This is a genomic window from Enterobacter cloacae complex sp. P40C2, from assembly GCF_014930695.1.
Lineage (GTDB): Bacteria > Pseudomonadota > Gammaproteobacteria > Enterobacterales > Enterobacteriaceae > Enterobacter > Enterobacter pasteurii.
Window position 1 is genome coordinate 47,834 of sequence record NZ_JADBRP010000001.1, and the last position, 26,363, is coordinate 74,196.

At 60.1% G+C, this 26,363-nt stretch carries 21 protein-coding genes; 11 read left to right on the forward strand and 10 right to left on the reverse strand.

All coding sequences use genetic code 11. From position 1 onward, the window contains the following. The first annotated feature begins 130 nt into the window (after positions 1-130). On the forward strand, positions 131-1,543 hold the full coding sequence (uxaC, locus tag IM304_RS00255; RefSeq protein ID WP_193355048.1) for a glucuronate isomerase: 1,413 nt from the start codon (positions 131-133) through the stop codon (positions 1,541-1,543). Between the two features lie 17 nt (positions 1,544-1,560). After that, on the forward strand, positions 1,561-3,048 hold the full coding sequence (locus IM304_RS00260) for a UxaA family hydrolase (protein ID WP_193355047.1): 1,488 nt from the start codon (positions 1,561-1,563) through the stop codon (positions 3,046-3,048). Positions 3,049-3,139: 91 nt separating this feature from the next. Here the strand turns inward: IM304_RS00260 and sstT are convergent, their stop codons facing one another. The 4 genes from sstT to IM304_RS00280 all read right to left on the reverse strand — a co-directional run bounded on the left by sstT (position 3,140) and on the right by IM304_RS00280 (position 7,396). Then, entirely contained in the window at positions 3,140-4,381 is a 1,242-nt protein-coding gene (sstT, locus tag IM304_RS00265) for a serine/threonine transporter SstT (RefSeq protein WP_193355046.1), read from the reverse strand. 221 nt (positions 4,382-4,602) lie between these two features. Continuing rightward, the gene (locus tag IM304_RS00270) at positions 4,603-5,571 is read right to left on the reverse strand and encodes a TerC family protein (protein WP_176609419.1); all 969 of its coding nucleotides are present in this window, start codon (positions 5,569-5,571) and stop codon (positions 4,603-4,605) included. A gap of 252 nt (positions 5,572-5,823) precedes the next feature. After that, positions 5,824-6,822, reverse strand: a complete 999-nt coding sequence (locus IM304_RS00275) for a Gfo/Idh/MocA family protein (protein WP_176609420.1) — start codon at positions 6,820-6,822, stop codon at positions 5,824-5,826. A gap of 70 nt (positions 6,823-6,892) precedes the next feature. Continuing rightward, positions 6,893-7,396, reverse strand: coding sequence for a M48 family metallopeptidase (locus tag IM304_RS00280; protein ID WP_176609421.1), 504 nt, complete (start codon positions 7,394-7,396; stop codon positions 6,893-6,895). Between the two features lie 85 nt (positions 7,397-7,481). On the opposite strand from IM304_RS00280, the gene rlmG reads away from it, so the two are divergent. After that, the gene (gene rlmG, locus IM304_RS00285) at positions 7,482-8,618 is read left to right on the forward strand and encodes a 23S rRNA (guanine(1835)-N(2))-methyltransferase RlmG (RefSeq protein WP_193355045.1); all 1,137 of its coding nucleotides are present in this window, start codon (positions 7,482-7,484) and stop codon (positions 8,616-8,618) included. Here rlmG and IM304_RS00290 read toward each other — a convergent pair. The 4 genes from IM304_RS00290 to lsrR all read right to left on the reverse strand — a co-directional run bounded on the left by IM304_RS00290 (position 8,615) and on the right by lsrR (position 14,733). Continuing rightward, positions 8,615-10,636 carry an NADPH-dependent 2,4-dienoyl-CoA reductase gene (locus IM304_RS00290; RefSeq protein WP_193355044.1) on the reverse strand — a complete coding sequence of 674 codons (2,022 nt, stop codon included), beginning with the start codon at positions 10,634-10,636 and terminating at the stop codon, positions 8,615-8,617. The genes rlmG and IM304_RS00290 overlap by 4 nt on opposite strands. Before the next feature lie 190 nt (positions 10,637-10,826). Continuing rightward, positions 10,827-11,981 (reverse strand): IS481 family transposase, encoded by a 1,155-nt coding sequence (locus IM304_RS00295; RefSeq protein ID WP_193355043.1) that lies wholly within the window; start codon positions 11,979-11,981, stop codon positions 10,827-10,829. 119 nt (positions 11,982-12,100) lie between these two features. Next, positions 12,101-13,729: an autoinducer-2 kinase gene (gene lsrK / locus IM304_RS00300; RefSeq protein WP_193355042.1), complete on the reverse strand. Its 1,629-nt coding sequence runs from the start codon at positions 13,727-13,729 to the stop codon at positions 12,101-12,103. A gap of 35 nt (positions 13,730-13,764) precedes the next feature. Continuing rightward, positions 13,765-14,733, reverse strand: coding sequence for a transcriptional regulator LsrR (gene lsrR / locus IM304_RS00305; protein ID WP_010435856.1), 969 nt, complete (start codon positions 14,731-14,733; stop codon positions 13,765-13,767). 215 nt (positions 14,734-14,948) lie between these two features. On the opposite strand from lsrR, the gene lsrA reads away from it, so the two are divergent. From lsrA to lsrG, 6 genes are read left to right on the forward strand one after another with little or no spacing between them, the layout of a single operon-like run. Next, positions 14,949-16,436 carry an autoinducer 2 ABC transporter ATP-binding protein LsrA gene (gene lsrA, locus IM304_RS00310; protein ID WP_193355041.1) on the forward strand — a complete coding sequence of 496 codons (1,488 nt, stop codon included), beginning with the start codon at positions 14,949-14,951 and terminating at the stop codon, positions 16,434-16,436. Continuing rightward, on the forward strand, positions 16,433-17,464 hold the full coding sequence (gene lsrC / locus IM304_RS00315; RefSeq protein ID WP_193355040.1) for an autoinducer 2 ABC transporter permease LsrC: 1,032 nt from the start codon (positions 16,433-16,435) through the stop codon (positions 17,462-17,464). The genes lsrA and lsrC overlap by 4 nt, the downstream gene beginning before the upstream one ends. Then, positions 17,465-18,442, forward strand: coding sequence for an autoinducer 2 ABC transporter permease LsrD (gene lsrD, locus IM304_RS00320; RefSeq protein ID WP_193355039.1), 978 nt, complete (start codon positions 17,465-17,467; stop codon positions 18,440-18,442). A 1-nt stretch (position 18,443) separates the two neighbouring features. Then, positions 18,444-19,445: an autoinducer 2 ABC transporter substrate-binding protein LsrB gene (lsrB, locus tag IM304_RS00325; RefSeq protein ID WP_193355038.1), complete on the forward strand. Its 1,002-nt coding sequence runs from the start codon at positions 18,444-18,446 to the stop codon at positions 19,443-19,445. Between the two features lie 11 nt (positions 19,446-19,456). Beyond that, positions 19,457-20,344 carry a 3-hydroxy-5-phosphonooxypentane-2,4-dione thiolase gene (gene lsrF, locus IM304_RS00330; protein ID WP_193355037.1) on the forward strand — a complete coding sequence of 296 codons (888 nt, stop codon included), beginning with the start codon at positions 19,457-19,459 and terminating at the stop codon, positions 20,342-20,344. Then, positions 20,341-20,634, forward strand: a complete 294-nt coding sequence (gene lsrG, locus IM304_RS00335; RefSeq protein ID WP_193355036.1) for a (4S)-4-hydroxy-5-phosphonooxypentane-2,3-dione isomerase — start codon at positions 20,341-20,343, stop codon at positions 20,632-20,634. Before lsrF ends, lsrG begins: the two co-directional genes overlap by 4 nt. Before the next feature lie 81 nt (positions 20,635-20,715). On the opposite strand, the gene ygjG is transcribed toward lsrG, so the two are convergent. After that, on the reverse strand, positions 20,716-22,095 hold the full coding sequence (gene ygjG / locus IM304_RS00340; protein WP_176678680.1) for a putrescine aminotransferase: 1,380 nt from the start codon (positions 22,093-22,095) through the stop codon (positions 20,716-20,718). A 433-nt stretch (positions 22,096-22,528) separates the two neighbouring features. Here ygjG and IM304_RS00345 point away from each other — a divergent pair, with 433 nt between their 5' ends. Beyond that, positions 22,529-24,049, forward strand: a complete 1,521-nt coding sequence (locus IM304_RS00345) for a PAS domain-containing methyl-accepting chemotaxis protein (protein ID WP_193355035.1) — start codon at positions 22,529-22,531, stop codon at positions 24,047-24,049. A 240-nt stretch (positions 24,050-24,289) separates the two neighbouring features. Next, on the forward strand, positions 24,290-25,849 hold the full coding sequence (locus IM304_RS00350) for a methyl-accepting chemotaxis protein (RefSeq protein ID WP_193355034.1): 1,560 nt from the start codon (positions 24,290-24,292) through the stop codon (positions 25,847-25,849). On the opposite strand, the gene IM304_RS00355 is transcribed toward IM304_RS00350, so the two are convergent. Beyond that, on the reverse strand, positions 25,846-26,340 hold the full coding sequence (locus IM304_RS00355) for a PadR family transcriptional regulator (RefSeq protein WP_193355033.1): 495 nt from the start codon (positions 26,338-26,340) through the stop codon (positions 25,846-25,848). The genes IM304_RS00350 and IM304_RS00355 overlap by 4 nt on opposite strands. Between the last annotated feature and the right edge of the window lie 23 nt (positions 26,341-26,363).

Here is a 26,363-nt window from a genome sequence, read left to right on the forward strand (position 1 = left end):
AGGGTAATTTATTTGTCGACGTTTATTGATCTAACTCACGAAAAAAACGTCGGCCTCTGGAAATTGGTGTGATAACTTTGCAGCATCTGAACATAAGCTTTCTGCCGCTCCCGTAATGAGGAAGACGATAATGACGCCGTTTATGACCGACGATTTTCTGTTAGATACCGAATTTGCCCGCCGCCTGTACCACGACTACGCAAAAGACCAGCCGATTTTCGACTACCACTGCCATTTACCGCCGCAGCAGGTTGCCGAAAATTACCGCTTCAAAAACCTGTATGATATCTGGCTGAAGGGTGACCACTATAAATGGCGAGCGATGCGCACCAACGGCGTGGCCGAGCGCCTGTGTACCGGCGACGCCACCGACCGCGAGAAGTTTGACGCCTGGGCCGCTACCGTTCCGCACACCATCGGTAATCCGCTATACCACTGGACGCACCTTGAGCTGCGTCGTCCGTTTGGCATCACCGGCAAGCTGCTTTCTCCAGCCACCGCGGATGAAATCTGGGACCAGTGCAACGACCTGCTGGCGCAGGACAACTTCTCCGCGCGCGGCATCATGAAGCAGATGAACGTGAAGATGGTGGGGACGACCGACGATCCGATCGACTCCCTGGAGCACCACGCGGTGGTCGCCAAAGACGCCGCGTTTGACATCAAGGTGCTGCCAAGCTGGCGCCCGGATAAAGCCTTCAACATCGAGCAGGCAACCTTTAACGACTACATGGCGAAGCTGGCGGAAGTCTCCGATACCGACATCCGTCGTTTCGCCGATCTGCAAACGGCGCTCACCAAACGTCTGGATCACTTCGCCGCGCACGGCTGTAAGGTCTCTGACCACGCGCTGGACGTGGTGCTGTTCGCGGAATCTAACGAAGCCGAGCTGGACAGCATTCTGGCGCGTCGTCTCTCCGGCGAACAGTTAAGCGAGCATGAAGTCGCCCAGTTTAAAACCGCGGTGCTGGTGTTCCTCGGTGCGGAATATGCCCGTCGCGGCTGGGTTCAGCAGTATCACATCGGCGCGCTGCGTAATAACAACCAGCGCCAGTTTATGCTGCTGGGCGCGGACGTCGGCTTTGACTCCATCAACGACCGTCCGCTGGCGGAAGAGCTGTCTAAGCTGTTGAGCAAACAGAACGAGCAAAACCTGCTGCCAAAAACCATCCTCTACTGCCTGAACCCGCGCGATAACGAAGTGCTGGGCACCATGATCGGCAACTTCCAGGGGGAAGGGATGCCGGGCAAGATGCAGTTTGGCTCCGGCTGGTGGTTTAACGACCAGAAAGACGGCATGGAGCGTCAGATGACGCAGCTGGCGCAGCTTGGCCTGTTAAGCCGCTTTGTCGGCATGCTGACCGACAGCCGCAGCTTCCTCTCTTACACTCGCCACGAATATTTCCGCCGCATTCTGTGCCAGATGATTGGCCGCTGGGTGCACGCGGGCGAAGCGCCAGCGGATATCCAGCTGCTGGGCGAAATGGTGAAAAACATCTGCTTTAACAATGCGCGTGACTACTTCGCCATTGAACTGAACTAAGGCCGCTTGAGGTTGATATGCAATACATCAAAATCCATTCGCTGGATAACGTTGCCGTCGCGCTGGCAGATTTAGCCGAAGGGACGGAAGTGACCTTCGACAGCCAGTCGGTGACGTTACGCCAGGCCATTGGGCGTGGCCATAAGTTTGCCCTGATCCCCATTGCCAAAGGGGAGAACGTGGTGAAGTACGGTTTGCCCATCGGTCACGCGCTGGCGGATATTGCGCCGGGTGAATACATTCATTCCCACAATACCCGCACCAACCTCAGCGATCTGGACGAGTACAGTTATCAACCTGACTTTCAGACGGAAGAAGCCCAGGCGGCCGATCGTGAGGTGCAGATTTACCGCCGCGCCAGCGGCGAGGTGGGGATCCGCAATGAACTGTGGATCCTCCCGACCGTCGGCTGCGTGAACGGGATTGCGCGTCAAATCCAGGCGCGCTTCCTGAAAGAGACCAGCGGTGCCGAAGGCACAGACGGGGTGCACCTGTTCAGCCACACCTACGGCTGCTCCCAGCTGGGTGACGACCACATCAACACCCGCACCATGCTGCAAAACATGGTGCGTCATCCGAATGCGGGCGCGGTGCTGGTGATTGGCCTCGGCTGCGAAAACAACCAGGTGGATGCCTTTCGCGAAACGCTGGGCGACTTCGATCCCGGGCGCGTGCGCTTTATGGTGTGTCAGCATCAGGATGACGAAGTGGAGGCGGGCGTTGAACAGCTGCATCACCTGTATGAGGTGATGCGTCACGACAGGCGCGAGCCGGGCAAGCTGAGCGAACTGAAGTTTGGTCTGGAGTGCGGCGGATCTGACGGGCTTTCCGGCATTACCGCCAACCCGATGCTGGGCCGCTTCTCGGATTACGTGATTGCCAACGGCGGCACCACGGTGCTGACCGAAGTGCCGGAGATGTTCGGCGCGGAGCGTATTCTGATGAGCCACTGCCGCGACGAAGAGACGTTTGAAAAGACCGTCACCATGGTGAACGACTTCAAACAGTACTTTATCGCCCACAACCAGCCGATTTATGAGAACCCGTCGCCGGGTAACAAAGCGGGGGGGATCACCACGCTGGAAGAGAAATCCCTTGGCTGCACCCAGAAGGCGGGCGCCAGCCAGGTGGTGGACGTTCTGCGCTACGGCGAACGCCTGAAAACCCACGGCCTGAACCTGCTGAGCGCGCCGGGTAACGATGCGGTCGCCACCAGCGCGCTGGCGGGGGCGGGCTGCCACATGGTGCTGTTCAGTACCGGCCGCGGTACGCCATACGGCGGGTTTGTGCCGACGGTTAAAATTGCCACCAACAGCGAGCTGGCGGCAAAGAAAAAGCACTGGATCGATTTCGACGCAGGGCAGCTGATCCACGGCAAAGCGATGCCGCAGCTGCTGACCGAGTTCGTGGACGCTATCGCAGAGTTCGCCAGCGGCAGGCAGACCTGTAACGAGAAGAACGACTTCCGCGAGCTGGCGATCTTTAAGAGTGGTGTGACGCTCTAATCGGTGCGGCCTGATGCCCTCACCCTGACCCTCTCCCACGGGGAGAGGGGACAAACACTAAAAACGGCAACCTCAGGGTTGCCGTTTTGCTTTATCCGCGCAGGGCGTTCTTCGCCAAACGCGCGTCTTCCGCCTGGCAGGCCGCCGCGGTGAACAGCACGTCCGTTGAGGAGTTCAGCGCGGTTTCGCAGGAGTCCTGCAGGACGCCGATAATGAAGCCGACCGCAACAACCTGCATGGCAATTTCGTTCGGAATGCCAAACATATTACAGGCCAGCGGGATCAGCAGCAGTGAACCGCCCGCCACGCCGGATGCGCCGCAGGCGCACAGCGACGCCACCACGCTCAGCAGCAGCGCCGTTGGCAGATCGACCGGAATACCCAGCGTATGCACGGCCGCCAGCGTCAGCACGGTGATGGTAATCGCTGCACCCGCCATGTTGACGGTCGCACCCAGCGGAATGGAAACCGAGTAGGTGTCGCGATCCAGGTTCAGCTTCTCCGCCAGCGCCATGTTAACCGGAATGTTCGCCGCCGAGCTGCGGGTAAAGAAGGCATATACGCCGCTTTCGCGCAGGCAGGTCAATACCAGCGGATACGGGTTGCGGCGGATCTGCCAGAACACCAGCAGCGGGTTGATCACCAGCGCCACCAGCAGCATGCAGCCTACCAGCACAAACAGCAGCTGTGCATAACCCCACAGCGCGTCAAAGCCGGTTGTCGCAAGCGTAGACGACACCAGACCAAAGATACCGACCGGCGCAAAGCGAATGACGACCTTCACGATAAAGGTCACGGCGTTGGACATATCGTTGACCAGGTTTTTCGTCGTTTCGTTGCCGTGACGCAGGGCAAAGCCAAGCCCGATTGCCCAGACCAGGATGCCAATGTAGTTTGCATTCAGCAGGGCATCAATCGGGTTAGACACCATGCTCATCAGCAGGCCACGCAGAACCTCCACGATGCCGGAAGGCGGCGTGACGTCGCCCGCCGCAGAGGTCAGATGCAGCGTGGACGGGAAGAGGAAGCTAAAGACCACCGCGGTCAGCGCAGCAGAAAACGTGCCCAGCAGATATAAAAAGAGAATCGGACGAATGTTGGTTTTTTGTCCGTGCTGATGATTGGCGATGGAAGCCATGACCAGCATCAGAACCAGCACCGGCGCAACGGCCTTCAGCGCGCCCACGAACAGGGTGCCGAGTAACCCTGTCGCTTCCGCGGCAGGTTTTGACACCAGTGCCAGCAGGATCCCCAGAACCAGCCCTACCAGGATTTGTTTAACCAGGCTGCCCTGCGTGATACGCGCAAGCAGGCCTTTAGATTGTGTGCTCATACTAAATTCCTAAGTGAAATTGCGTTCCATCCTGGATGTGCTCTAAGTCACATTTATTTCAGGATGTAAATATTTGTTTGCCTGGTTGAGTATCACGGAAAGCGGGGAAAGGCGGAAGCGTAAAATGCTGGATTTTACGTGTTGCGTCATATTTTTTAACTATTGCGTTACAAAAGTGTGTTCACCCTCTCCCCTGTGGGGAGAGGGCCGGGGAGAGGGGATTACTCCGCCTGTTGCTTTTTATCGTGCTGGCGGTTAACCCAGGTATTAATAACCAGCGTCACCAGCAGAATGCCAAACACCACGCTGAGCGAAATGGCGATCGGGATATGGTAGAAATCGACGATCAGCATCTTGATACCGATGAAGACCAGAATCACCGACAGGCCGTATTTCAGCATCGAGAAACGCTCCGCCGCGCCCGCCAGCAGGAAGTACATCGCGCGCAGGCCGAGGATCGCGAACAGGTTAGAGGTCAGCACGATGAACGGGTCGGTGGTGACCGCGAAGATAGCCGGGATACTGTCTACCGCGAAAATCACGTCGCTCAGCTCGACCAGAATCAGCACCAGCAGCAGCGGGGTGGCAAACAGCAGGCCGTTCTTGCGCACGAAGAAATGCTCGCTTTCGATCTTGTCCGTCATGCGCAGATGACCGCGGATCCACTTCACCAGCGGCTTATCGCCGATACCGGTATCGTCTTCTTTCGCCAGCGCCATTTTGACGCCGGTGAACAGCAGGAACGCGCCGAACACGTACAGCAGCCATTCAAACTGGGTAATCAGCCAGCTACCGGCGAAGATCATGATGGTACGCAGGATGATGGCACCGAGCACGCCGTACACCAGCACGCGGCGCTGCAGAGCCGCAGGCACGGCAAAATAGCTAAACAGCATCAGCCAGACGAAGACGTTATCCACCGCCAGCGCTTTTTCAATCAGATAACCGGTGAGGAAGGCGAGAGCCTGAGGATCGGCCACCGCGCGGCCTTCGGTCGAGGCCAGATACCACCAGAAGGCGGCGCAGAAAAGGAGTGAGAGGGATACCCACACCAGCGACCAGACGGCGGCTTGCTTAACGCTCATGCCGTGCTCGCCGCGGCGGCCCTGCAAAAAGAGGTCGATCGCCAGCATGATGAGCACGACAACCGCGAATCCGCCCCACAGCATTGGAGTGCCGACAGAATGCATACTATTTTCCTTACACATAAAAAAACAAAAACGGCTATGGTCAGAAGACGATAGCCGTTAGCTTTTTATGCATAGACCTCGCCTTCCGGCAAGGTCTCACTTACAACCATGAAGGTTGCCCGGCGACCGGATGCGGTTTTGCACGCATCGTAATGACGATCCACCGGCGAAGAAGTTACTCCCCTTTGCAGGTAACAAAATATGTCAGAACATTGATTTCGTCAATGCTCTGCACGGTTTCATTACACAGCTTTACGCGATAGCTTCCGCATTCACGCCGTCTGCGGGGAAGACCACGCCGGTCTGTCGGCGGATCTCCGTTTGCAGCTTCGCCGTGGTGCGGCTTATCGCAAGCCCGGGGTGGTTCACTTCATTGTCTTCTACCAGACGGGCGAAGACCTCTGCCTCATAGAGCATAGTGTTAATATGCTGAGGCTGCGTCAGCTCCTGCGCTTTTCCGCCGCGCGGGACGATACTCAGCTTCTGGCATTCGGAGATTTTTTCGATCACCAGCGAGCCGTCTTCGCCCTGAATTTCGCTTGGCAGCACGGAGTCGCTGACCTTCGAGTGCTGCAACGTCACGCTGAAATCACCGTAGTCGAGCACCACGATACCGTGAGCGTCCACGCCGCTGTCCAGCAGGCTGGCGGTGGCCGTCACGCCGTGTGGTTCCCCCCACAGCGCAACCGCAGAGGCCAGACAGTAAAAACCGATATCCATAATCGAGCCGTTAGAGAAGGCCGGGTTAAAGGTATTCGGATTTTCGCCGTCCAGATAGCGCTGATAGCGCGACGAATACTGGCAGTAGTTGATAAAGGCTTTACGCACTTTGCCAATTTTCGGCAGGGACTGCTGCAGCAGCAGGAAGTTGGGCAGGCTGGCGGTTTTGAACGCTTCGAACAGTACCACCTGGTTTTCGCGGGCAAGCGCAATGGCGGCTTCCACTTCCTGACTATTCGAGGCCAGCGGCTTCTCGCAGATCACATGCTTTTTGTGGCCGAGGAACAGCGCCGTTTGCGGGAAGTGCAGGGAGTTCGGGCTGGCGATATAAACAGCGTCAATAGCGTCGCTTTGCGCCATCTCGTCGAGCGAGGTGAACAGGTGTTCGACCAGGTAATCGTTCGCGAAGCTCTGCGCCTGCTCAAGGCTGCGGGAATAGACTGCGGTGAGCTTATATTTGCCGGTTTCGTGGGCGGCGTCGACGAACTGGCGCGTGATCCAGTTCGTACCGATGACTGCGAAACGTATCATAAACGTTTACGTACTCCGTAGCAGGGAACCTGTAGCCACTGTAGCACGTCATCATGACATTTCGCGTGCGCTACTGCGCATTACTCTTTAACGATAAATGCGTCAGCCACAAACGGGTATCAAACTCCAGCTGGTGGTACTGCGGCTCCATATGGCAGCAAAGGGCATAAAACGCTTTGTCGTGCTCCTTCTCCTTGAGGTGGGCAAGCTCGTGCACCACAATCATCCGCAGAAACGCTTCGGGCGCGTTACGAAATACGGTCGCCACGCGGATCTCCGCTTTGGCCTTCAGCCTGCCGCCCTGCACGCGGGAGACGGCGGTGTGCAGGCCGAGCGCGTTTTTCAGCACGTGGATCTTGCTGTCGTACATCACCTTGTTGACCGGCGGCGCGCTCTTCAGATACCGGTTTTTCAGATCCTGCGTATACTGCCAGAGCGCCTTATCGGTCGCGAAATCGTGCGTGCCGGGATAGCGTTTTTCCAGCACCGCGCCCAGCTTTTGATCGGCAATTAACGTCCGGACCTGGGAAAGCAGATGCTCCGGGTAGCCCTGGAGATAAGTCAGCTGGTTCATCAAAACCCCAAAATAAGTTGAAAACGGGTATACTCACGCACCCTTTTCAGGGATAACGCCGAAATTTTACCATTCAGGAGGGCCGATGAGCCACTTAGACAACGGTTTCCGTTCACTCAACCTTAAACGTTTCCCGGAAACGGACGACGTTAACCCGCTTCAGGCGTGGGAAGCGGCGGATGAATATCTGCTGCAACAGTTGGATGACGCTGAAATCAGCGGCCCGGTGCTGATCCTGAATGACGCGTTTGGCGCGCTGGCCTGCGCGCTGGCGGCACACACGCCTTACAGCATCGGCGATTCTTACCTGAGCGAGCTGGCGACGCGTGAAAACCTGCGTCACAACGATATCGAAGAGTCCAGCGTGAAGTTCCTCGACAGCACCGCGGACTACCCGCAGGCGCCTGGCGTGGTGCTGATTAAGGTGCCAAAAACCATGGCGCTGCTGGAGCAGCAGCTGCGCGCGCTGCGCAAGGTCGTGACGCCAGAAACCCGCATCATCGCGGGTGCCAAAGCGCGCGACATTCACACCTCGACGCTGGAGCTGTTCGAGAAGGTGCTGGGCCCGACCACCACTACGCTCGCCTGGAAAAAAGCGCGCCTGATCAACTGTACCTTCAGCGCGCCGGAACTGGCCGACGCGCCAGAAACCCTGAGCTGGAAGCTGGAAGGCACAGACTGGACCATCCATAACCACGCGAACGTTTTCTCCCGCACCGGTCTGGACATCGGCGCGCGTTTCTTTATGGAACACCTGCCGGAAAATCTGGAAGGGGAAATTGTCGACCTGGGCTGCGGCAACGGCGTGATTGGCCTGACGCTGCTGGCGAAGAACCCGGACGCCAGCGTGGTGTTCAGCGACGAATCGCCGATGGCGGTGGCGTCGAGCCGTCTGAACGTGGAAACCAACATGCCGGAGGCGCTGGACCGCTGCGAGTTCATGATCAACAACGCGCTGTCCGGCGTGGAGCCATTCCGCTTCAACGCCGTGTTCTGCAACCCGCCGTTCCACCAGAAGCACGCCCTGACGGATAACGTCGCCTGGGAGATGTTCCACCACGCGCGCCGCTGCCTGAAGATCAACGGCGAGCTGTACATCGTGGCGAACCGCCACCTGGACTACTTCCACAAGCTGAAGAAGATTTTCGGCAATTGCGTCACCGTTGCCACCAACAACAAGTTCGTGGTGCTGAAAGCGGTGAAGCTGGGACGTCGTCGCTAAATAATCAGTGCAAGCTGGGTGCCCTGCGCAATGGCCCGCCGCGCATCCAGCTCCATCGCCACGTCGCACCCGCCTATCAAATGCACCGTTTTACCAGCCTCACGCAGCGGATCCGCCAGATCCCGCTTCGGCTCTTGCCCGGCACACAAAATCACATGATCCACGCGCAGCAGCTGCGGTTCGCCGCCGATCGTGACGTGCAGACCCTCGTCGTCGATCTTCTGATAGCTCACCGCCGGGATCATCTTCACCCCGCGCGACAGCAGGGTGGCGCGGTGGATCCAGCCCGTGGTTTTGCCCAGCCCTTCGCCCGGCTTGCTGGCTTTGCGCTGTAGCATGACGATCTGACGCGGGCTTTTCGGCAGCTGTGGCCCTTCAGGCCGCAGGCCGCCGGGCTGGCTCAGGCTGGTATCAATTCCCCATTCCACGCAAAACTCGGCGATATTCTGGCTGGTGGCCTCGCCCGGCTGGCTCAGGTACATGGCGGTATCAAAGCCGATACCGCCGCAGCCGATAATAGCCACCTTCTCCCCCACGGGCGCTTTATCGCGCAGTACGTCCAGATAGCTCAACACCTTCGGATGATCGATGCCCTCGATCGCAGGCGTGCGCGGGGCGATCCCGCTTGCCAGGATCGCCTCATCGAACGCCAGCAGATCGGCCGCCGTCACCCGCTGGTTAAGCCGCAGATCTACGCCAGTCAACTCGATCATCCGCCGGTAGTAGCGCAGGGTTTCATAGAACTCCTCTTTGCCGGGGATCTGTTTGGCGATATTAAACTGCCCGCCAATCTCACCGGCGGCATCAAACAGCGTCACGCTGTGCCCGCGCGAGGCGGCGTTCACCGCGAACGCCAGGCCCGCCGGCCCTGCACCCACCACCGCCAGGCGCTTTTTGTTTTGCGCCGGAACGATCGGCATTTTGGTTTCGTGGCAGGCGCGCGGGTTGACGAGACAGGAGGTAACCTTGCCGACGAAGATCCGATCCAGGCAGGCCTGGTTACAGCCGATGCAGGTGTTGATCTCATCCGCGCGTCCGCTTTGCGCTTTGGACAACAGTTCTGCATCCGCGAGGAACGGCCGCGCCATGGACACCATATCGGCATCGCCGCGTGATATCACATCGTCCGCCACCTGCGGATCGTTAATACGGTTAGTGGTGACCAGCGGAACAGACACTTTTCCCTTCAGCCTGCGCGTTACCCAGCTGAACGCCGCGCGCGGCACCGGCGTGGCGATAGTCGGAATGCGCGCCTCGTGCCAGCCGATGCCGGTGTTGATGATGGTAGCACCCGCGGCTTCAACGGCCTTCGCCAGCTGCACGGCTTCATCGAACGTCCCGCCGCCCTCCACCAGGTCGAGCATCGACAGGCGGAAGATGATGATAAAATCCGCACCCGCGCGCTCGCGCACCGCGCGCACCACCTCCACCGCAAAGCGCATGCGGCGGGCATAGTCGCCGCCCCATTCATCCTCGCGCTGGTTGGTGCGCGCGGCGAGAAATTCGTTGATCAGATAGCCCTCGGAGCCCATCACCTCCACGCCGTCATAGCCCGCTTCACGCGCCAGCGCGGCGCAGCGGGCGAAGTCCTCAATCAGCGCCAGGATCTCGTCGTGGCTGAGGGCATGCGGCCTGAAGCGGTTGATGGGGGCCTGGATGGCCGACGGCGCGACCAGATTCGGCTGATAGCTGTAGCGCCCGGTGTGCAGGATTTGCAGGGCGATTTTGCCGCCCTCGCGGTGAACCGCGTCGGTCACAATGCGGTGGTGCGGCAGCTGGCTCGCGTTATTTAGCACCGCGCCGCCCTCCATCGTCACGCCCGTGGGCGCGGGCGATACGCCGCCGGTGACGATCAGCGCCACCCCGTGACGCGCGCGCTCGGCATAGAACGCCGCCAGACGCTCGGCCCCGTCCTGGCGCTCCTCAAGCCCGGTATGCATCGAGCCCATCAGCACGCGGTTTTTGAGGGTGGTGAATCCCAGATCGAGGGGGGCGAATAACGACGGGTAGCGGCTCATAGTCTCTTCCAGTGTAAAATTATTGTTATGTGGTCGGATGAGTTACTAATTTAGCCAGCGGGGAGTAAAAGGGAAAAGGGGAATGCGGTGAATGTGATGGGATTCAAATAATGCCCCTCACCCTAACCCTCTCCCCGTGTACGGTCCGGGGACATGGTAGACAGGTGTTCGGGGACATGGTGAACACTTTTTAACATCCTTTACCCATGGTGATCGACTTTTTCTTCAGGTCGATCACCCCCACTTTCGTGCTGTACCACCATACCTCGTAGCGGCCGTCTTCCTGCATCTCCTTCAGCCCGACCCGTTCTCCCCTGAACGCCTTGCCTGCGCTCAGACTTCCCCCTTTCACGCTCAGCTTTCCGCTGATATCCACTTTCCTGACCATCACGCCCTCGTCGTATTCCGGGGGCGGTGTGTTGCCGCTGTACTGCCGTGCAGACGGCTTATACCGCGAGCCCGGTACCGCCATATCCAGCGCCTCATGCGGGCGTTCAAGGTTATAGACCGTCCGCCAGTGGTCGAAGGCGCGCTGCAGTTCGCCCCCGCTCGCGAACCACTTCCCCTGCAGCACCTCCGTCTTCAGGCTGCGGTGAAAACGCTCCAGCTTACCCTGCGTCTGCGGATGATACGGCCGGGAGTGCCCCACCCGGATACCATGGCGCATCAGCCACAGCTCCAGCGCCGTCCAGGTGCCGGTGGTGTCTCCCCACGGGGCGCCGTTGTCCATCGTCATCCGGTCCGGCAGGCCGTAACGCTCAAACACGCTGACCAGGTGCTGCTGCACGGTCTCGCGCCGTTCATCGGTACAGTGCGCCAGGCACAGGGAAAAACGGGAGTGGTCGTCCAGCAGGGTGAGCGGATGGCAGCGGCCACCGCCAAAGGGAAAGTGGCCCTTAAAATCCATCTGCCAGAGGCGGTTCGGCGCGTCATGTTCGAACCGTCCCGTGACGGGAATGCCCGGTGAAGTGCCCGGCAGCAGACCATGGCGGGCCATAAGGTTATGAACGGTGCTGAAGGCGGGCATATGGTGCCCCTGGTCTTCCAGCCAGCGCTTTATCTTGCGTGCGCCCCAGCGTTGATGGCGGCCATGGGCCATACGCAGCAGGGCAGTGATGTCGTCAGATGAGCGGTTCGGGGAATGGTGCGGTATGCGCGGGCGGTCCTGAAGGCCCGCGGCCCCTTCCTCCGCCCAGCGGTGAAGCCACTTGTAGCCGGTGGCAGGTGAAATGCCAAAGTGACGGCAGAGGGAACGGATGTTCGCCCCGTCCTGCGAGGCGAACAAAACAAACTCGGTACGTAATGACATGGTATCTCTCGCATCCCAGGGCATAAGCGACTCCATAAGCGGGTTCTTATGCCTTAGTTGTAAGTGTCTACCATGTCCCCGAACAAGTGTTCACGATGTCCCCGGACCGTACACCCCGAAGGGGAGAGGGGACTAGCCGGTGCGATCTTAAAGAGTTAGCTCGATCTGGTCTTTTCCCTCTCCCCTTTGGGGAGAGGGGCAGGGTGAGGGGTGTGGGTTTTAACTAACCCCGGTGCCTCCCACATCGACGTCGTCAGCCCGCTGTCCACCAGCCCGAGCTGGTCCGCATACACCGCCTGCCACTTCTGCATCATGCCGTCGTACAGCTCGCGGTGCGCCGGGTTCGGCGTGAACTCCCGGCTCCACTTCACCAGCCGCTCGCCCGTCGAGGCCATATCCGCGAACAGCCCCGCGCCCGTTCCGGCCGCAATCGCGCAGCCCAGCGCCGTGGCCTCCTTCACTTCCGGGACGCGCACCGGCAGGCCGGTGACGTCGCTTAAAATCTGGCTCCACAGGGCGCCTTTCGAACCGCCGCCCGCAAACACCAGGCTTTCAAACTTAACGCCGGAGAAGCGCGAAATCTGCGCCAGGTTACAGGCAGAGACTATCGCCGCGTTCTCCTCCAGCGCGCGGAACAGCGTCGCTTTGTTGCACTTTTCCGGGTCAATGGAGAGGTTAATAAACGACGGTGCCGCGTGGTACCACTGCTTAAAATGCATCGCGTCGGAGAAGATAGGCATCACGCCGTGGGAGCCAGCGGGCACGCGGCTCGCCATCTCTTCGAGCAGGGAATAGGTGTCCATCCCCATCCGGTCGGCAATCAGCTTCTCTTCGGCGCAGAACGCGTCGCGGAACCAGCGCATGGTCAGCCCGGTAAAGAAGCTGATCGACTCCGCCTGCGCCATGCCGGGGATAACGTGCGGGTTCACGCGGATGTTCATGTCGGGGTCGGTGCGCACCTGCGGCAGGTTGACCACCTGCTGCCAGAAGGTGCCGCCCAGCACCGCCGTTTGCCCGGCGCGGACCACGCCCAGCCCCAGACAGCCCAGCTGCACGTCGCCGCCGCCCATCACCACCGGCGTGCCCTCGCGCAGGCCACTCTGCTGTGCGGCCTCCCGGGTGATGGCACCCAGCACCGTCCCCGTCTCCTTCACCGGGGAGAGGATATCGGCGCGCAGCCCGGCCATGTCCAGCAGCGCCGGCCGCCAGTCGCGGGAGAAGAGATCCAGCATGCCGGTCGTGCCCGCGTTGGACGGGTCAACCGCCAGTTCGCCGGAAAGCTTCGCCGCCAGCCAGTCGCTGATCATGGTGATGGTGGCGGCCTTGCGGTAGATATCCGGCCGATGGTGCGCCAGCCACAGCAGGCGCGGCATCGCGCTCAGGGCAAGGGTTTGCCCGGAAACCTCATACACCTCGGATTCAAAGCGGTTGTCGTGGATCTCTTTGAGTTCGGCCACCTCGCGGCTGGCGCGGGCGTCGACGTTGGCGCAGGCCCAGATGGCCTCGCCGTTGCGGTCATACAGCACGATCCCTTCGCGCATCGAGCAGCAGGCGACGGACTGAATATCCGCCGCGCTCAGGCGCGCGCGCTCCAGCGCCTGATGAATGCACCGGCAGGCCAGCCGCCAGTTGGTGTCGAGGTCGAACTCCATCGACCCCGGCACATTCTCCACGCTCAGGTGCTTCCACTCGGCCTGGCCGACGGCAACCTGGCTGCCCTGTAAATCGAAAATAACGGCGCGAACGCTGCCTGTCCCTGCATCTAACGCTAAAAGGTAACTCATGAGCTTGCCTCGCTGTTAGCGCAGGGCATCCCCCGTTACGTCAGGGCCAGCACCGCGCGGGCTGTCGTCTCTTCCGTCACCAGGCCATTGATACGGCGACCCTTCAGTGCGGCGTAAATCGCATCGGCTTTCTCTTCTCCTCCGGCCACGCCAACGATGGTGGGCAGCTGCGCCAGTTCATCGAGCGTGACGCCGAGTAATTCTTTGTGGATCTCCAGCTCTTCGACGCACTCGCCCTCGGCATTGAGGAAATAGCCGAGGATGTCGCCGACCGCGCCCTTGCGGGCGTACATCAGCTGTTCACCTTCGCTGATATAGCCGGAGCGCAGTATCGTTGCGTCACGGCGCTGGTTCACCGAACCAATCCCGACCACCGCCACGTCGGCCGCGGTGGCGGCGAGGATCACGTCCCGCACGCTGGTTTCGCGCTTTAAGATCCCGGCCACTTCTGCGGATGAGACGCGAAGCGGGGCGGGGATCATGCTGACGCTGCAGGCCGCGTCCAGCTGGCCGATACCGGTCATATACGGCCCCACGCCGCCGGAGAGCGTCACCAGGCGGATCTGCTGCGAGCTGATAAAGCCGCTCAGGTGCTGCAGGCTGCTCATGGTGGTTTCACCAAACCCCACCGCTAACAGCTGGCCGGGCTCCAGCACGCCCATCAGCGACTGCGCGGCGCCAATGCCTAACCGCACGTTCATCGGCGGGGTATTAAGGGCGGGCATCACGCGCACCAGCTTCAGGCCAAAGCGCTGCTGGAGCTCGGTTTCCAGCGCCAGGCACCCCTCGTAGCGGGAGTTGATCTGCACGCGGATCACCCCGGACTGACGGCCCTTCTCCAGCAGGCGGGAGATCTTCAGGCGCGGCAGCCCGAGCCGTTCGCCAATATCGTTCTGGGTCAGCCCGTCGTGGTAGTAGCACCAGGCCACGCGCGCCACCAGCTCCTCTTCCGCCAGCGCCAGCCCGGCAAACCGTCCTTCTTCCGCAGTGCGTTTATCGCTCATAGTTGAACTCTTATAAAAATTTAGATCATATGTTCGTAATGGCGCGACGTGAAAATGTGAGCCACGCGACAAAACGGATCTTTAAGATGGTTTCTGTTTTATCTGGATCTTAATCGATAAAACTGTGATCCCTGCACGGTTGTAAATATAGTTCACCGTCTACGCTTTTGAACATTATTAAATCTAAAAATCATTTGTTCAATAGCGGAGCGATGATGACACCACTTCTCGAGGCGCGAAATATCAGCAAGCAGTTCTCAGGCGTGCCGGTCCTGAAAGGCATTGATTTCACGCTGCTTGCGGGGCAGGTGCACGCGCTGATGGGCGGTAACGGCGCGGGAAAATCGACGCTAATGAAGATCGTCGCCGGGGTCGAAACGCCGGATCGGGGTGAACTGTCGGTCGCCGGTGAGTCTTTTGCACGGCTTACGCCCGCGCAGGCGCACGGGCTCGGCATTTACCTGGTGCCGCAGGAGCCGCTGCTGTTCCCCAACCTGACGGTGCGGGAAAACATCCTGTTCCGCCTGCCGCGCGGGCGCGATCGGGATAAACGCCTCGCCGCGAAGCTGGAACAGCTGCGGTGCCAGCTTAACCTCGACGCCGCTGCCAGCACCCTGGAGGTGGCGGATCAGCAGATGGTGGAGATCCTGCGCGGGCTGATGCGCAACGCGACGATCCTGATCCTCGACGAGCCTACGGCCTCCCTCACGCCCGGTGAAACCGAACGACTCTTCTTCCAGATCCGCGCCCTGCAGGAGCACGGCGTTGGCATTGTCTTCATCTCGCACAAGCTGCCGGAAATCCGCATGCTGTCGAGCCACGTCTCGGTGATGCGCGACGGCGCGGTGGTGCTCAGCGGCGAAACCGCGCAGTTTGACGATAACGCCCTGATCGCCGCCATGACGCCGGTGGGGCGCGATAAATCCCTGAGCGATACGCAAAAGCTGTGGCTGGCGCTGCCGGGCAACCGCCGCACCCAGCCGCAGGATTTTCCGGTGCTGCGGGTTGAGGATCTCACCGGGGAAGGATTTATCGATCTCAGCCTTGAGATCTACGCCGGAGAGATCGTCGGTCTTGCCGGGCTGGTGGGATCCGGGCGCACCGAGTTTGCGGAAACGCTCTACGGCCTGCGCCCCGCGCGCGGGGGCCGCGTCTGGCTGGAAAATCAGGATATCAGCCATGATGCCGTTTCGGCGCGGCTGGCCAAAGGGCTGGTCTACCTGCCGGAAGACAGGCAGGTGTCCGGCCTGTTCCTCGACGCGCCCGTCCGCTGGAACACCGTGGCGCTGAACGAGCCATCGATCTGGCAGCAGCGCGGGCGGGAGTCTGCGGTGGTGGAGCGCTATCACCGGGCGCTGGGGATCAGGCTCAACCACGCGGATCAGCCCGTGCGCACGCTCTCCGGCGGCAATCAGCAGAAGGTGCTGCTGGCGCGCTGCCTGGAGGCCAATCCTCTGTTGCTGATCGTCGATGAACCCACGCGCGGCGTGGACGTCTCGGCGCGCGCCGATATCTACCAGCTGCTCAAAAGCGTGGCGGCGCAGAACGTGGCGGTATTAATGATCTCAAGCGATCTTGATGAATTCCCCGGCCTCGCGGATCGCGTGCTGGTGATGCATCAGGGCGTACTCAGCGGTGAACTACCGCGCCACGCCGTCAGCCTCGACCGGATGATGGCGCTGGCGTTTGGAGGGCAGTCATGAAGATCTTACTGAAGAACCGCGAGCTGAGCGCCTTTCTCGCCATCCTTGCGCTGTTTGCCGTGCTGGTGGCGCTTAATCCGTCCTACTTCAGCCTGCAAACGCTGGGGATGATCTTCGCCAGCTCGCAGATCCTGATCCTGCTGGCAACCGGTGCCGCGCTGGTGATGCTGACCCGCAATATTGACGTGTCAGTTGGCTCGATCGTCGGGCTCTCCGCCATCGCCGTTGGCGTGGCGCTGAACAGCGGCTACAGCCTGCCCGTTTCCATTCTCTTCGCGCTGTCGATTGGCGCGCTGTCGGGCGCGTTCAACGGCTTTCTGGTGGTAGGGCTGCGTATTCCGGCCATCGTCGCCACCCTCGGCACGCTGGGGCTGTACCGCGGGGCGATGCTCCTCTGGACCGGCGGAAAGTGGATTGAAGGGCTGCCGCCGGGGCTGAAATCCCTCTCTGAGCCAGCCGTCATCGGCGTTTCACCGCTCGGTATTGCGGTGATGCTTATTGTGGCCACCGGCGCGTGGACGCTTTCGCGTACCGCCTTCGGGCGTGATTTCTACGCCGTGGGCGACAACCTCGCCGCCGCGCGGCAGCTGGGCGTGGCGGTTAACCGCACGCGGATGCTCGCCTTTACCCTCAACGGTATGCTGGCGGCCTGCGCCGGGATTGTGTTTGCCGCGCAGATTGGCTTTGTTCCCAACCAGACCGGCAGCGGGCTGGAGATGAAGGCCATCGCCGCCTGCGTGCTCGGGGGCATCTCGCTGCTGGGCGGCACCGGCACGCTGATCGGCGCCTTCCTCGGCGCGTTCTTCCTCACCCAAATCGACACCGTGCTGGTGCTGTTCCGGCTGCCGGCCTGGTGGAATGACTTTATCGCCGGGCTGGTGCTGCTGGGCGTGCTGGTGCTCGACGGGCGGCTGCGCCAGGCGCTTTCAAGACACCAGCGGGGGCTGAAGTACGGCCGCTTCCAGCCGGGTAATAAAGGGGGAAAGCACGTCGCTCCGTTTCCCGAACGCAAAAAAGAGGTGGCATAAATGAAGCTTAGCTGGGAAAGCGCGCTGCTGGTTTTGCTGGTGCTGGAGATCCTGCTCTTTGGGGCCATCAACCCGCGGATGCTCGACGTCAACATGCTGCTGTTCAGCACCAGCGATTTCATCTGCATCGGCATCGTGGCGCTGCCGCTGACGCTGGTGATTATCAGCGGCGGGATAGACATTTCGCTGGGCTCAACCATTGGCCTGTGCGCCATCGCGCTGGGGGTGATGATGCAGGCGGGGTGGCCGATGGCGCTCGCCGTTCCACTGACGCTGCTGCTCGGCCTGCTGTGCGGGCTGGTGAATGCGGCGCTGATCCACTACACCGGCATCAGCCCTCTGGTGATTACCCTCGGCACGCTCTACCTCTACGGCGGCGGGGCGCTGCTGCTCTCCGGCATGGCGGGCGCGACGGGCTACGAGGGCATCGGCGGCTTCCCGGACGGCTTCACCGCCTTCGCTAACCTCACGGTGCTGGGGCTGCCGATCCCGCTGGTGCTGTTTGCGGCGATCGCTCTCTTTTTCTGGCTGATAACCCACCGCGGGCGCTTTGGCCGGCATCTGTTTTTAATGGGCCAGAATCCGCGCGCGGCGCGCTACGCGGGGCTGTCGGTCAACGGCATGCCCTACGCCCTGTACGGCCTGGTGGGCGTGGCCTCGGCCATTGCCGCACTGGTGATGGTCTCCTATTTCGGCTCCGCGCGCTCGGATCTGGGGCGCGATCTGCTGATGCCCGCGCTTACCGCCGCCGTGCTCGGCGGGGCGAATATCTACGGCGGGTCCGGTTCGGTTATCGGTACGGCGCTGGCGGCGCTGCTGGTGGGGTACCTGCAACAGGGTTTACAGATGGTCGGCATCCCCAACCAGGTGTCGAGCGCGCTGTCAGGGGCGCTGCTGGTTGTGGTGGTGATGGGACGTTCGCTGAGCCTGCACCGCGAATGGGTGCGATCTCTCTTTAGAAAACTATCCGGAGCGTAAGATGAAAACAAAACTGTTCGTCCTGGCAATGGCCCTCAGCTTCGCCTCGGCGCAGGCGGCGGACCGCATTGCCTTTATCCCGAAGCTGGTGGGCGTGGGCTTCTTTACCAGCGGCGGCAACGGCGCGAAAGAGGCGGGGAAAGATCTTGGCGTGGACGTGACCTACGACGGCCCGACCGAGCCGAGCGTCTCCGGCCAGGTGCAGCTCATCAATAACTTCGTCAACCAGGGCTATAACGCCATTATCGTCTCCGCCGTGTCGCCGGACGGGCTCTGCCCGGCGCTGAAGCGCGCGATGCAGCGAGGCGTCAAGGTCCTGACCTGGGATTCCGACACCAAACCGGAGTGCCGCAGCATTTACATCAACCAGGGCACGCCGGAACAGCTGGGCGGCCTGCTGGTGGAGATGGCGGGCGGGCAGGTCACCAAACCGAATGCCAAGGTGGCGTTTTTCTACTCCAGCCCCACCGTCACCGACCAGAACCAGTGGGTGAAGGAGGCGAAGGCCAAAATCGAAAAAGATCATCCCCAGTGGCAGGTCGTCACCACGCAGTTTGGCTATAACGACGCCACAAAATCTCTGCAAACCGCCGAGGGGATCTTAAAAGCCTACCCGGATCTGGATGCGATTATTGCACCGGACGCCAACGCGCTGCCAGCCGCCGCGCAGGCGGCGGAGAACCTGAAGCGGGAAGGGGTGGCGATCGTCGGCTTCAGCACGCCGAACGTGATGCGCCCGTACGTCGAGCGCGGCACGGTGAAAGCCTTCGGCCTGTGGGACGTGGTGCAGCAGGGCAAAATTGCGGTCAACGTCGCCGATCGTCTGCTGAAAAAAGGCGATCTTAACGTCGGCGACAGCGTGGAGGTCAAGGACATCGGCACGCTGAGGGTCGAGCCGAACAGCGTGCAGGGCTATCAGTATGAGGCGAAGGGCAACGGCATCGTGCTGCTGCCGGAGCGGGTGGTGTTCACTAAAGAGAACATCAGCAAATACGATTTCTGACGGGGGAGCACATGGCTGATTTAGACGACATCAAAGACGGCAAGGATTTTGGCATCGGCACGCCGCAGGTGAACGCGCCGTACACCCTGAAGGGCTGCGGCTCGCTGGACTGGGGCATGCAGTCCCGGCTGGCGCGCATCTTTAACCCGCAAAGCAACCGCACGGTAATGCTGGCCTTTGACCACGGCTACTTTCAGGGGCCAACCACCGGGCTTGAGCGTATCGATCTCTCTATCGCCCCGCTGTTTGGCGAAACCGACGTGCTGATGTGTACCCGCGGCATCCTCAGGAGCCAGGTACCCGCGGCCGCCAATAAGCCGGTGGTGCTGCGCGCCTCCGGCGGTAACTCGATTCTGGGCGAGCTGTCGAACGAGTGCGTGGCGGTGGCGATGGAGGACGCGCTGCGCCTGAACGTCTGCGCGGTCGCGGCGCAGGTCTACATCGGAAGCGAGTTTGAGCATCAGTCGATCGGCAACATCATCAAGCTGGTTGATGCTGGCGCGCGCTACGGTATGCCGACGCTGGCGGTGACGGGCGTGGGCAAGGAGATGGCGCGCGACGCGCGCTATTTCTCGCTCGCCAGCCGCATCGCCGCCGAAATGGGGGCGCAGATCGTCAAAACCTACTACGTGGACGAGGGGTTCGAAAAGGTGACCGCCAGCTGTCCGGTGCCGATTGTTATCGCGGGCGGCAAAAAGCTGCCGGAGCACGAGGCGCTGGAGATGTGCTGGCGCGCGATTGACCAGGGGGCATCCGGCGTGGACATGGGGCGCAACATCTTCCAGTCGAGCGCGCCGCTCGCCATGCTGAAGGCGGTGAAGAAAGTGGTTCACGAGAACATGAGCGCCCGGGAGGCGTTCCAGTTCTGGCAGGAAGAGAAACAGGGAGAAGCGAAATGAACGTGACGTTAGTGGAGATCAACATCAAGCCCGAACGGGTGGACGAGTTTCTCGAGGCGTTTCGCGCCAACCACGAGGGGGCGATCCGGGAGCCGGGAAACCTGCGTTTTGACGTATTGCAGGATCCGAGGGTGAAAACCCGTTTTTTTATCTACGAAGCCTATAAGGACGAAGAGGCGGTGCTGGCGCATAAGCAAACCCCGCACTATCTGGCCTGCGTGGATAAGCTTGAAGACCTGATGTCGGAGCCGCGCAAAAAACGCAGCTTTATCGGGCTGTTGCCGGCGTAGCGCTTTGCCCGGTGGCGCTGCGCTCACCGGGCGGTTGTATTGATTTTGTACGCCGGGTAAGCGTTAGCCACCCGGCGTTTTTTACGCCTCTTCCACGCTCACGCGCAGCGCCGCCAGCGCTTTACGTGCCGCCTTCAGCACCTGCTCGCACTGCTCAACGGTCAGCGTTAGCGGCGGCTCAATGCGGATGGTTTTTGAGTTGTTGAGCGTGCCGGCCACCAGCACGCGCTGGCGGAACATCTCGCTCGCGAAGCTGTAGCCGATTTCGTTATCAACAAACTCAATGGCCATCAGCATTCCCTTTCCGCGCGCCTCCTGTACCAGGTCCGGGTACTCCCGGCCCAGCTGGCGGAAGCCGTCCAGCAGCATGTCGCCTTTCTGCTCCGCCTGCGCGGGCAGGTTTTGCTCCAGCAGCACGTTGATGGTCGCCAGCGCGGCCGCACAGGCCAGCGGGTTACCGCCAAAGGTGGTGGTATGCAGGAACGGGTTGTCGAACAGCACCGAAAACACCTCTTCTGTCGCAACCGTCGCGCCAATCGGCATCACGCCGCCGCCCAGCGCTTTCGCCAGGCACAGAATGTCCGGCTGCACGTTCTCGTGCTCGCAGGCGAACATCTTGCCGGTGCGCCCCATGCCGGTCTGCACTTCGTCGAAGATCAGCAGCGCGCCGAACTCGTCGCACAGCTGACGCACGGCGGGCAGATAGCCCTGCGGCGGCAGGATCACGCCGCCTTCACCCTGTATCGGCTCCAGGATCACCGCCGCCACGTCGTCGCCGGTTTTACGGCATTCGCTCAGCACCGTGCGCATGGCGTTAATGTCGCCAAACGGCACGTGGCGGAAGCCCGGCAGCAGCGGCATAAACGGTTTGCGGAAGGTGGATTTGGCGGTCGCCGACAGCGCGCCCAGGGATTTCCCGTGGAACGCGCCGCTGGTGGCGATAAAGGTGAATTTCCCGCGCGGCGACTGATACGCTTTGGCGAGCTTAAGCGCGGCCTCAACCGACTCGGTGCCGCTGTTGCAGAAGAAGCTGTATTTCAGCTTGCCGGGCGTGAGCGCCGCCAGCGTTTTCGCGAGCATGGCGCGAAGCGGGTCGAGCAGCTCCTGGCTGTGAAGAGGTTGTTTCGCAAGTTGATTCTGTACGGCGGAAACCACTGCTGGATTACGGTGCCCCACGTTGAAAATACCGAAACCACCCAGGCAATCGATAAATTCCTGTCCCTGGGTGTCGACAAGCGTGTTCAGACTTCCCGCTTGCCACTCTACGGCTCCGTAATCCCCGCCGGCGGTAACAGATTTGCGATACTCAAGAAAACCAGGATTGACGTGCTCCTTAAAGTAATCAATGACCTCTCGGTTAAGTTGTTTCATCTCCTCATGATCGAGCGTTTGCTTCTCTATGAGATTCAGTGCGTGCGCGGTACAGGCAAGAGCCGAGGCGCTGGAAGGTAACCTGTTCAAAATATGCTCCCGGGGATCGCGTATCACATGATACTGAGTTAAGTATTGCAGGGATTACGCCACCTCAGATGCCTTAACAAAAATCGGGATAAACGCCAGGTTAAATTAATGTTGCGCAAAATTTAATCATGCCATTGCGCGCCGGACGGGATAAGGGATAGCGAGCCGGAGACGGGGCAGGGGCTGCGTTTCGTCAACTGCACCGGCGTGAGGCAGAGGATGCGACTTAAGGGTGCGCTACGGGATCATGCTTTAGGAGTAGTTTCAACTCGAAAGTATTTTAAATCAATTAATTAGAAAAGCGTACGAAAAGTGCGGTTTAACCGAGATTTGCGATCTCAATCATATTTAACAACTAAAGATAAATTTTTTATCGCCGAAAAAACATAAGCCACAAAATTAACATTCAAATAACCTGCAAGGGATGCTCACTATGTCCTCTCCTGACTATGTCACCCAGAATGAATACCCGCTGGACGATGACACCACGCTTATGTCGACGACCGACCTCCACAGCTACATGACCCACACCAACGACACCTTTGTGCAGGTGAGCGGCTTTACGCTCCAGGAGCTGCTCGGGCAGCCGCACAACATCGTGCGCCACCCGGATATGCCCAAAGCGGCCTTTGCCGACATGTGGTACACGCTGCAAAAGGGCGAACCCTGGAGCGGGATCGTCAAAAACCGGCGTAAAAATGGCGATCATTACTGGGTCCGCGCGAATGCGGTACCGATGGTGCGTAACGGCCAGATGACGGGCTACATGTCGATTCGTACCCGCGCCACGGAGGACGAGATTGCGGCCGTGGAGCCGCTTTATAAGGCGCTCAACGAAGGGCGCTGTAAAAAACGCATTCATAAAGGGCTGGTGGTGCGCAGGGGCTGGCTCGGCAAGGTGCCGTCAATGCCGCTGCGCTGGCGAGTGCGAAGCGTAATGGCGGCGCTTTTTGCGGTGATGGCCGGGACCCTGGCTGCCAGCGCTGCGGGCTGGGCTTCGCTGGGGGCTGCTGCCGTGGTGATGCTGCTTGGCACCGTGCTGTTTGAGCAACAGATTGTCCGTCCGGTGGAAAACGTGGCGCGACAGGCGCTGAAGGTCGCTACCGGAGAGCAAAACAGCGTTCAGCACCTTAACCGTAGCGACGAGCTGGGCCTGACCCTGCGTGCCGTCGGGCAGCTGGGGCTGATGTGCCGCTGGCTGATCAACGACGTGTCCAGCCAGGTGGTGAGCGTGCGTGACGGCAGCGACAGGCTGGCGCAGGGCAATGAAGATCTCAACGACCGCACGCGTCAGACCGTGGCTAACGTGCAGCAGACCGTGGCAACGATGAACCAGATGGCGGCGTCGGTGCAGAGTAACTCTGAGACCGCGGCCGAAGTCGATAAGCTGTCAGTAGCCGCCAGCAGCGCGGCCACGCAGGGCGGCACCGTGATGCAGACCGTGGTGAAAACCATGGATGACATTGCCGACAGTACCCAGCGCATTGGCTCTATTACCTCCCTTATCAACGACATCGCCTTCCAGACCAATATCCTGGCGCTGAACGCAGCGGTTGAGGCGGCACGCGCGGGCGAGCAGGGCAAAGGCTTTGCGGTGGTTGCCGGCGAGGTGCGTCATCTTGCCAGCCGCAGCGCAAACGCGGCTAACGATATCCGCAAGCTGATCGACGCCAGCGCCAGCAAGGTGCAGTCGGGGGCCGATCAGGTGCACGCCGCGGGGCGCACCATGGACGATATCGTCGAGCAGGTGAAAAACGTCACGCAGCTTATCGCGCAGATCAGCCACTCTACGTCCGAGCAGGCTACAGGGCTGTCAGAGCTGACCCGCGCCGTGGCCGAGCTGGACAGCATTACCCAGAAAAACGCAGACCTGGTCGAAGAGAGCGCCCATATCTCCGCGATGGTGAAACACCGGGCCGGACGCCTGGAAGATGCGGTCACCGTGCTGCATTAAGTCAATTTATCCGTCGATAAAGCCGTTTATTCCTCCGGGAACAAGCGGCTTTTTTCATTTCTGAAAAGCAGAGTTGTTAAGGAAATATTAAATAACTAAAAAAAGCGCCATTCTTTTTTTATTTCATCGTCCCGGCTTTACGGCCTGTAAAAATAAAAAAACGATCAAAGTCATAAAGTTAGGGTGTTCTTTACCGATAACAGCGATCGTCTGAGAAATAATCACATCGATGGAGTAAATATGTTTATACATGACGTAAAGATCGGCACGAAATTATTTCTGGCGTTTGGGTTATTTATTGTCCTGATGGTTGTTAGCGCAAGTTTGTCTCTGCTGAGCCTGAATCGGGCAAACAACGGAATGCAAACCATCATTTCGAGCGTCTATCCCACCACCGTAAAAGCCAACCAGCTAATCGACAATTTCCAGGAATTTATAGGTACACAACAGCTCATGCTGCTGGACGAGCAGGGGACGTATACGGCGCAATCGCAGCAGCGCCTTAAGGCCATCAGCGAGCGCATCACCGCGATCCTGAGCGAACTTGACGGCGCTCTTACGGATAAGCAATCCCGACAGGTGCTGGCAGAAATTCACGACGTACGCCAGCAGTACCTGGACTCGCGCTACCGCATCTTACAGGCCGTGCAGAATAACGATCGCGCGGGCGCAATTCACGAGATGATGTCCAGCACCCTGAGCCTGCAGCAGTCCTACAAAGCGAAAGTGCAGGCGCTGATCGCAATCCAGGACCGTGAAATGCAGGGCGCAGGGGCGCAGGTGGAAGAGGATTTCCACACCAACCGCCTGCTGCTGATCCTGATTACCCTTTTCAGCGTCGCGGCGGCCAGCCTGATTGGCTGGTTCATTGTGCGATCCATTACCCGCCCGCTGAACGATGCGGTGCATTTTGCGGAAGCCATTGCCGATGGCGATCTCACGGGCAGCATTACCTCGCACGGTAAAGACGAAACCGGCCTGCTGCTCGCGGCGCTGATGGAGATGAAAACGCGCCTGCTGGAAATTGTGCAGCAGGTGCAGACCGGCTCGGAAAACATCTCCAGCGCCGCCGCGCAGATTGTCGCCGGCAACCAGGATCTGGCCGCGCGCACGGAGGAGCAGGCCAGTTCCGTTGAACAGACGGCCGCCTCGATGGAGCAAATCACCGCCACGGTGAAGAACACCGCGTCACACACCGGGGAAGCGACCACGCTTTCGGCAGACGCCGCCGCGGTGGTGAAAAACAACGGCGAGATGATGAAGCAGGTCACCAGCAAAATGCGCCTGATAAACGAAACGTCGAACCGTATGTCCGACATTATCGACCTGATCGACGCCATTGCCTTCCAGACCAATATTCTGGCGCTGAACGCGGCGGTGGAAGCGGCGCGCGCGGGCGAACACGGCCGTGGCTTTGCGGTGGTGGCGGGCGAAGTGCGCCAGCTGGCGCAGAAAAGCGCGACATCCGCGAGCGAAATCCGCCAGCTGATCGAAAGCTCGACAAGCCAGACGCAGGACGGCATGAACCTGGTTGAGAAGGCCAGCGGGCTTATCAACGGGATGGTTGGCAACGTGGAGGAGATGGACGTCATTCTGCGCGAAATTCGCCAGGCCAGCCATGAACAGACGGAAGGCATCTCGCAGATCAACAGCGCGATTGGCCTGATAGACTCCACCACTCAGCAGAACTCGGCGCTGGTGGAGGAGTCCGTTGCGGCGGCGGCATCGCTGAACGAGCAGGCGATGCACCTGAAGGAGCTGGTACGCGTCTTCCGCGTGAGCGAGCACGCGCCGGCTTAATCCAGCTGGGAGATCTCCAGCGCCGCGCGGTCAATCACGCCGATTATCTGCTTAAGCTGCGCGTCGCTGAGCTCTCCCTGGTTTACCTTCAGATCCAGTACCGCTTTGAAGTTATCCAGCGCCCGCTTCATCTGCGGGTTTTTGCGCAGCTGGAAACCCACCGAGCGGGCCTTGATTCGCGCCTGGATCTGCGCCAGCTGTTCCCGGTTTTCATCCAGCCACTGCTGCCCGGCGGCATTGATCGCAATCCGCTTCCGGCCACCCTCTTCTTCGGTAATGGTGATAAGCGCCTGATCCTGTAAATAGTCCAGCGTCGGGTAGATCACGCCAGGGCTTGGCGTGTAATGGCCCTGCGTCAGGTTCTCTATCGCCTTAATCAGCTCGTAGCCGTGGCTCGCGCCGTGCGTCAGAATATCCAGAACGACCAGCCGCAAATCGCCATGACCAAAAAATCGTGGCCGACGTCCGCCCCCTTCGTGCTCGTGTCGCATGCTTTTTCCTCAATTTGATATAT